Below are 9,399 nucleotides of genomic sequence, written 5' to 3' on the forward strand. Positions count from 1 at the left end.
ATGTCACTAATTAAACAACTTTGGATTGCCATTATCGCCCTGTTGCTGCTTTCGTTCGTGGGTAGTCTGGCCATTAGTATCACCACTAGCCGCGACTATATTGAGCAAGAAGTGCGTATTAAAAATGAAGACAACGCCACCGCGTTAGCTCTTTCGATGAGCCAACTGGATAAAGATCTAGTGACTCTGGAGTTATTAATAGCGGCGCAGTTTGACACCGGCTATTACCGCCAAATCACCTTGCGTGATATGGAAGACCGTGTGCTCATTGAGCGCACTGCACCTGAGTATAACGGGGAGGTCCCCGACTGGTTCCGCCACCTGATTGAATTCGATGTCCCCAGCGGCATCGCAACGATACAAGACGGCTGGCGTCAGTACGGCACACTGGAGCTAGAGAGCCAACATAGCTTTGCCTATGCCTCGCTATGGCGGAGTATGCTGGAACTAGCCGCCTGGTTTTTACTGGCAGGAGCCATCAGCTTAGCCATTGCCACCCTGGTCGTTCGCGGCATTAAACATCCTCTTTCCAGAGTAGTCGCACAAGCTCAGGATATTAGCGCGCGGCGCTTCACCACTATTAAAGAACCCAGGACCCTGGAACTACGCCAAGTCACCCAGGCGATGAATATTCTGTCTGCCAACGTGCATCAAATGCTCAGCCATGAAAGCCATAAGTTAGACGAGTTACGCCGGCATTTACAGCACGATCGTGTCACTGGTGCGCTAAACCGTGACGTATTTATGAGTAAACTCTCTTCCCAATTAAGCAGCGATGACGCTCGCGCGTCGGGCCTGCTCATTATGGTTCGTGTTCAAGACTTGGAAAACCTCAACACACAACTGGGTTACGCCGGTACCGATCAGCTATTAAGCACGTTGGTCACCCAGTTAGGAGAACTTGATCAAACCTCGACGGAACCGGTGGTCGGTCGCCTTAACGGCAGTGACTTTATCTTTATGCTGCCGTTAGCCGACGATGCCGAGCAGTTAAAGCAGCAGGTTAGCAAAGTGCTGACGAGCGTGGTCAATATAGCGCCCAATGTAGCGGTTAACTTACCTACCGCCATAGTGCCCTACGAACCTCATGATGAACGCGCCACGCTTCTGGCAACACTGGATGATGCCCTTGCTCAGGCTGAAAGTTTAGCCTCACACGGGCAGATCGTCGTGCGTGAGGGTGAGCGTATCTCGCTTTACAGTAGCCACCAACAATGGCGTACGGCGCTGGAAGCAGCCATTTCGGTTGGCCCTGAATTGGCATACTTTCCAGTGCTTGATGCCCATGGCGATATTCTCCACTACGAATGTCCCGCACGCTTAAATCTTGGTGGCGATTGGCAAACGGCTGGCGTCTTTATTCCCTGGATAACCCGTTTTGATATGGAGCCAGCACTCGATTTAGCCGTGGTTAAAAAAGCGCTACTCAACCTTCACACGGATCCTAAGCCAGTCGGGATTAATCTTTCGGCGGCGTCTATCACCAATACACAGTTTGTGAACGAACTACGTGCACTTCTTGTCTCGCAACCACTACTGGCGCAGCAACTCTGCTTTGAAGTGCCCGCCACGCTAAGCACCCATGCAATTGGTAGCTTAAGGGGATTGTGCACATCGTTAAGGCCGCTGGGATGTACGTTTGGCATTGAACACGTGGGTGCTGAATTTACCAAACTGGCAGATTTACATGACGTTGGACTGGCTTACTTAAAAATGGATAGCAGCTTGATCCATAACCTGCATCAATCAAGCGAGCAGCAGACCATCGTACGCGGCATGGCAACACTCTGCCATTCACTGGGGATTCAGGTGATTGGGGAAGGCGTTGCTAACGATGAAGACCTGGCTAGCCTGTTCCGTGTAGGTGTTGACGGAGCAACCGGACCAGGGGTACGACAAGGGTAAACCCCAGCTGACAAACAATAACGGATCGTTAATAGCTAACGTAGCGGCACTACCTCACCGGGCCCCTAAATGGTGTCGCTATCGCCTCCTAGCAAGTCGACGTTATTTTTGACCCGCAATGACTTACGCTCCATCACCTTGGCCTGTGCAGCGCTTGGTAAATCGGTAAAGGTGATAATGCCCTTTTCCAGCAACACTTCAAGAATATCTTCGACCACCCTCACAAACGCTAAATCAGACGCTATAAAGTGTGATGAGGAACTGGGCTGGTCGGCTAAGAAAGCTATTACTTCGGGCGAATCGGGCGCGACCGTTTCACTGCACTCCGACGTTGGTTCTTTGCTGAGCATGACCATCTCACCGGCGCCATTACGTTTGGTATAGAGCATAGTTAATTTCCTTAAAAAACGTGCTTCTAGCAAAGAGCCGCCCCTAACGGGGCGGCCCTTCAGCTACGCATTATGACCGTGGACGTTTATTGGTCAATTTTTAACTGCTCGTTATTCAACATATGCTGGATAACATCCTGCGCCGAACCACCACCAAAGTCTTCAAACGTTTTACCTTCCAAGCGTACTATCTGGTCAGCATTTTCTTTATCACCAGCCAGACTGCCCTGAGAGCTTAGATAAAGAACCGTATCCTCACCCTCTTCAGCGGCCATTACGTACTGGCCGATAGTATCCTCGGACTCATCTTGAAGAAGGTCTGCAATGTCTAAACTGTCACCATCGCTAGGGGTGAAATCCATCACACGATCTATCGCAGGATTTTCAGCCGTTCCTTCATCTCCGAACTCCCATTTAAAGGTGTCAGAGCCAGTACCGCCGAAGAGAATATCGTCACCCGGACCGCCGATTAAGGTGTCATCACCACCCATACCAAAGAGGATGTCATCGCCATCTCCCCCGATGAGAATATCATTCCCACCCGTTTCAGCGCCGCCATCGAACCGAGACATTTCGTCAGGATTATCATTGATATAGCCATGCATTTCCTGGGTGGTAACATCGCTGACATCTTTTTCAAGCTTTTCGGCGATCAGGGTCTTGAGAGCGGCAACACCATTCTCATCACCATAAACAACCTTATCGCCAAAGAGGATATCATCTCCGTCATTACCGTTAATGACATCATCCGACGGAGGTAATTGGCTCGTCGTACCCTGGCCTGAAATTTCATTGGCAATATCCTCGGGATTGAGTCCAGTGACAGAGTTGCCTTCAGAATCGAAATAATCAAGTTGGCTACTATTCAATTCATCACCAAAGCCGAAGGCATGAACAGTTAAACCACTAACATTTTCTAATAATTTCTTGTAAGCAGCTTGGGACATTTCTAAAGATTTATTATCTGGACTCCAGCTATTGCCCCCTAAATCAACATAGGTAGGTTGAGAGCCACCCATGCCATCCGCGCCTGATGACATATAGCGATCTTCACCCGCATTCTTTTCGCTTCCTCTTTCAGCTGCGCGCGAGTAGATAGTGGGTACACCATCGGTGATAAAATAACTGAGGTTGATAGCGCCCTCTGTTGCTTTTACCCCCTGTTCCGCCACTTTATTACCATTCACACGATGGGCAGTTTCTCCGTTAAACCAGTTTCCGGCCGTATTAAACGCATCTACATAGTTAGTACCGCCATCACTTCGCATCGCGTTGATAACGCCGTCTAGCTTACCAAGTGCATTCGGGTCAGCCATATCGACACTAACGCTATACTGCACATTTGTATCAAAATCGATAAGCTGAACTTTAATGGTTCCTGACCCAGCTTCTTGAGCCTTCGCCTGGATGGTTTCAAAGGTTTCCTTAAGTGAGGTTTTGATACTTTCAACGTCTGAGCTACTTAAGCTCGAAGATGTATCAACCATAAAGGATATGTTGTAATCCTTACCTGGCATGAGCTGCAAGCCCGTCACATCACCTATAATGATATCGTTAGCATCACTGCCCGAGATGTTGTCACTACCTGGGGAACCAACTACTACATTAAACTGCTCCACCGTTGCTGACTCGGCGCTAGTGTTACTGTCGAGCACGACCAACTCGCCATTTTCATAGACGGGCTTGCCATCGGTATCGAGAAGTACCTCATGCGAAGTAACACTGGCCTCCAGTTGAAGCGCACCTAGCTCAACAGGGACAGTCACCACTAGTTGAATATCTTTCAGATCAGCCTGCTCAGGATTGCTAATCAGCCAACCATCACTTGTCTGAGTTAATACCACCCCCTGCGGCGCATTGGTCAGTTCAGCGGTTGCCTCTGCAGGAATGCCCGTGATCGAGATATCGGATAGCACCTCACTGCCATCTGTATCGATCAGTGCAGCAGAGATATTAACGATATACTCTTGATCAACATCGCCAGTCACAATTTCGGTACTAGTTCGTTGCTCGTTGGCGGTGTAAGTCGTGCCATCCCCATAAATAACACCCTCGAGCTGGTTACTTACCTGGCCAATTAGACTGCCCTGCTGGCTGCTGGAAGAGTAAGAGACTCTGACACCATCAAACGTATTAACACTACTATTTGCGTTATTATTTGTGCTCCATTCAACACCATAGCTGTAGCCTTCTTCCTGAGCGACAAAGATATAATCCTGTTTCGCATCGCTCGTTGCTTGGGTTCTATTACCAGAAACAGAATCCAAACCTCTCCAGTTACCATCTTGTAAATAGCCGCTGCCTGAGTGCACGACAAAAATATCGGCATAATTACCGTTACCGTTTGCATTACCCTGATCGTAATACTGCACTAAACCAGCATTTGAGGAGCCAGGGTTAGCAACGTCAGGCTCACTATCACCCTTTGTTAGCCAAACACGTACACCATCGCCAACTTTAACAATTTGTCCATTCTGGACATCAAAGCCACCGGTTACTTCACTGCCACCATTAACCTTAATAATCTCGCCACCACTGCTGATTGTTTCCCCAGCGGTAATGGTCATGGAGAGTTCCGGCGCATCAGCTACAGGCTTAATATTGATCGACAGCGTCGCTTCTTCGCCTTCATTGAGCGAATCGGTAGGGCGGAAAGAAAGATGAGCATAGTCAGTCTGTTGGTTGCCTACGCCTTCACCTTCATAGCTATCGAAGCCTGACTCATTGGCTGCAGGCATAAAACGAAGCTCGCCTGCATCAATTTGAGCCTTAGTGAATTGACTATTCTCTTCAGCACTCTGCCAACTTCCATCGCCAGCCTTGTATTGCAATGTTCCGGCTTCAGACAATTGCGTGATGGTTACGCCCAACTCATCAACAGCAGAATCAGCATCTACAATATTGAAGTCACCCCACTGCAGGACTATTGCAGTGTCTTCTTCTCCACTTACCTGACCGCTTTCAGCAACGGGTGCTAGATCGACACCATAAGGTTTGTCAGCGTCGGCGCTGTAGGCGTTGCCAGCGGCGTCTTCACCGGTCACTTCGGCGGTGATGCTGTCGTTTTCAGCCAGCGCAGAGCCCAGTACGTCGATGGCGTAGGTCAGGTCGCCATCTTCGTCAGCGGTGACCAGACCGGTGTAGCTTTCTTCACCCACGCTCAGGGTGACGGTGTCGCCCGCCTGGGCGTCGCCGCCGACCGTGCCGGTGACGGTGATGGTCTGGGTGGCTTCTTCACCGTTGATCACGTCGTCGCCCGCCAGGGTATCGATGGTGATCGTGGCTTCAAGTACTACGTTTGCGACACCTTTTTCATCCTGGGCGGAGTAGGTATTACCCTCATTATCTGTGACCGTAGCGGCAACGTTGACAGAGGTCGTCTCCGGTGACACAGGCACTTGAATGCTTACACCGTTGTCTAGATCATCTTGGGTAATCGCACGATTCAAAATGGGCTCGTCGGAGGTGTTTGAGTTAACAACCAGTAAGTCTCCTACCTGACTAGTTCCACCTAATTCAATGCGTGCCTCTACATGATCTTCTGTGCCCTCTGCTATTTCTTGAACGTTATAAACATCATCTTCGCCAGCACCTAAAAGCTCAACAGTCACTTCAGGACCCAAGTCGTCAGGAACAGCACTCTGGGTGGCGGGCTCACCAATGACTACATCAACCACATTACTTTCATTACCAGCGCTATCCATTACTTTGTACTGGAAATCAGCCTGGGGCACTTCCTTATACTGTATAGACTTTAAATAATAATCACTATTATCAGTAGGTACCTGCCCAGTAACACCATCCGCATAAGGCTTGGCAGTGAAGCGCAATTGATCAAAAATTACGCCTTCTAGGGTAAAGCTTTCATTGCTATAGCCATTACCAGGGGTAAAATCGACTGCCACTCCATTTAACGTTGCACCGTTAACTCCACTAAAGGTCCATTCGCCAACCTGTTCACCATTTAAATACGCAGCAACAGAGCCTACCTCGCCTTCACTGGCAATTAAACGATCAACATTAATAGTAGCTTCGCCAATGGGGCGCTGGAAGTCGAAAATCATGGTTTCCGAACCTTCTCCGCGGAAGCCTAATTGGCCTGGCACTTCAAGTTGGTTTCCTGTGTTGTCTCTAATACCTAGCCTGCCATCAGAAACATTTAATAAATCTGTACTCTTGGTTCCGTCCAAGTTGTAAGAATAAATATCAACGCTATCGTCAGACTGCCAAGCCTGTAATGTCCTGCCGCCTAGAGAGCTTGCCTCAACGCTTTGCATTGCGGCTATAAGCTGCTCTTCATTAACAGCCCAATACAGCGTATCTGCTGTAGTAAACTCACTATTCGTTGTCGCTAGCGCGTAGCCATCACCTGTATTTAAGTAGAGAGACCCAAACTCAGGCATTGAAGTGAGTACAAACGTTAAATCTTCTTCTGCAGAATTTTCATCAAAACCACCAAAAGCAGGCTCACTCTCATCGACTTCTGGGGTCTGCTCGTATTCTCCTGAGACTTGGTCTACGCCGCCCCCTACAGTGAATGCTTTAAACAGCAACTGATTATTGTCATTGATTGTGCCGTTGCCATCATAAAGTTCGGCAGTCGTCTTAATCGGATCTGCAATAGGGACGCTGCCGTCGATCACGCCGTTATCGGTGGCGGTGTCGCTGTTACCGGCCGGATCGGTGACCGTGGCGGTGACGCTGAGGGCCGTGTCGGTGTTATCCAGGTCGGTGATCGTGACGGTCAGGCCATCATCAAGCATGGCTTGGGTCACGTCGCCATTGAACAGCGCGTTGCCCTTGCCGTCGGTGACCACCAGGGTGTCGCCCACCGCGGTGCCCACGCCGAGCGTGACCGTGGCATTGACGCCGTTGCTGATTTCGTCGGCGCTGTAGATATCGCCACTGGCGTCTTCAAGCGCCACACTGACCGCCGGGGCGGTGGCGTCGATCACGCCGTTATCGGTGGCGGTGTCGCTGTTACCGGCCGGGTCAGTGACCGTGGCGGTGACGCTAAGGGCCGTGTCGGTGTTATCCAGGTCGGTGATCGTGACGTTGACGCCGTTATCCAGATCCGCCTGGGTAACGGGACGGTTAAGGAGTTCGTTGCCCTTGCCGTCGGTGACCACCAGGGTGTCGCCCACCGCGGTGCCCGCGCCGAGCGTGACCGTGGCGTTAACACCGTTGCTGATTTCGTCGGCGCTGTAGATGTCGCCACTGGCGTCTTCAAGCGCAACGCTGACCGCCGGGGCGGTGGCGTCGATCACGCCGTTATCGGTGGCGGTGTCGCTGTTACCAGCCGGATCGGTGACCGTGGCGGTGACACTGAGGGCCGTGTCGCTCGCCTCAAGGTCGGTGATCGTGACGGTCAGGCCGTCATCAAGCATGGCTTGGGTCACGTCGCCATTGAACAGCTCGTTTCCCTTGCCGTCGGTAACCACCAGGGTGTCGCCCACCGCGGTGCCCGCGCCGAGAGTAACCGTGGCGTTAACGCCGTTGCTGATTTCGTCGGCGCTGTAGATGTCGCCCGTGGCGTCTTCAAGCGCCACGCTGACCGCCGGGGCGGTGGCGTCGATCACGCCGTTATCGGTGGCGGTGTCGCTGTTGCCGGCCGGGTCGGTGACCGTGGCGGTGACACTGAGGGCCGTGTCGCTCGCCTCAAGGTCGGTGATCGTGACGGTCAGCCCGTCGTCGAGCATGGTTTGGGTGACGTCACCATTGAACAGCTCGTTGCCCTTGCCGTCGGTAACCACCAGGGTGTCGCCCACCGCGGTCCCCGCGCCGAGCGTGACCGTGGCGTTAACACCGTTGCTGATTTCGTCAGCGCTGTAGATGTCGCCCGTGGCGTCTTCAAGCGCCACACTGACCGCCGGGGCGGTGGCGTCGATCACGCCGTTATCGGTGGCGGTATCGCTGTTACCGGCCGGATCGGTGACCGTGGCGGTGACGCTGAGGGCCGTGTCGGTGTTATCCAGGTCGGTGAGCGTAACGGTCAGGCCATCGTCGAGCATGGCTTGGGTGACGTCGCCATTGAACAGCTCGTTGCCCTTGCCGTCGGTGACCACCAGGGTGTCGCCCACCGCGGTGCCCACGCCGAGCGTGACCGTGGCGTTAACACCGTTGCTGATTTCGTCGGCGCTGTAGATGTCGCCACTGGCGTCTTCGAGTTCAACCGAGACCGCCGGGGCGGTGGCGTCGATCACGCCGTTATCGGTGGCGGTATCGCTGTTACCGGCCGGATCGGTGACCGTGGCGGTGACGCTGAGGGCCGTGTCGCTCGCCTCAAGGTCGGTGATCGTGACGGTCAGGCCATCGTCGAGCATGGCTTGGGTGACGTCGCCATTGAACAGCTCGTTGCCCTTGCCGTCGGTGACCACCAGGGTGTCGCCCACCGCGGTGCCCGCACCGAGCGTGACCGTGGCGTTAACACCGTTGCTGATTTCGTCGGCACTGTAGATATCGCCACTGGCGTTTTCAAGCGCCACACTGACCGCCGGGGCGGTGGCGTCGATCACGCCGTTATCGGTGGCGGTGTCGCTGTTACCGGCCGGGTCGGTGACCGTGGCGGTGACGCTGAGGGCTGTGTCGCTCGCCTCAAGATCGGTAATCGTGACGGTCAGGCCGTCATCAAGCATGGCTTGGGTCACGTCGCCACTGAACAGCGCGTTGCCCTTGCCGTCGGTGACCACCAGGGTGTCGCCCACCGCGGTGCCCGCGCCGAGCGTGACCGTGGCATTGACGCCGTTGCTGATTTCGTCGGCGCTGTAGATGTCGCCCGTGGCATCTTCAAGCGCCACACTGACCGCCGGGGCGGTGGCGTCAATCACGCCGTTATCGGTGGCGGTGTCGCTGTTACCGGCCGGGTCGGTGACCGTGGCGGTGACGCTGAGGGCCGTGTCGGTGTTATCCAGGTCGGTGATCGTGACGGTGACACCGTTATCCAGATCCGCCTGGGTGACGGGACGGTTAAGAAGCTCATTGCCCTTGCCGTCGGTGACCACCAGGGTGTCGCCCACCGCGGTGCCCGCACCGAGCGTGACCGTGGCGTTAACGCCGTTGCTGATTTCGTCGGCGCTGTAGATGTCGCCCGTGGCGTCTTCAAGCG

General features: G+C 53.3%; 3 protein-coding genes. 1 reads left to right on the top strand and 2 read right to left on the bottom strand.

Translation table 11 applies throughout. From position 1 onward, the window contains the following. Complete coding sequence (locus ACFFLD_RS03500; protein ID WP_386035668.1) at positions 1-1,905, top strand: EAL domain-containing protein; 1,905 nt, start codon at positions 1-3, stop codon at positions 1,903-1,905. Between the two features lie 65 nt (positions 1,906-1,970). Here the strand turns inward: ACFFLD_RS03500 and ACFFLD_RS03505 are convergent, their stop codons facing one another. Continuing rightward, on the bottom strand, positions 1,971-2,294 hold the full coding sequence (locus tag ACFFLD_RS03505) for a tryptophan synthase subunit beta like protein (RefSeq protein ID WP_386035671.1): 324 nt from the start codon (positions 2,292-2,294) through the stop codon (positions 1,971-1,973). An 86-nt stretch (positions 2,295-2,380) separates the two neighbouring features. After that, the coding region (locus ACFFLD_RS03510) for an Ig-like domain-containing protein (RefSeq protein ID WP_386072422.1) at positions 2,381-9,399 on the bottom strand (7,019 nt) is incomplete at its 5' end.

It is taken from the genome of Vreelandella sulfidaeris, assembly GCF_042429665.1.
Classification (GTDB): Bacteria; Pseudomonadota; Gammaproteobacteria; order Pseudomonadales; family Halomonadaceae; genus Vreelandella.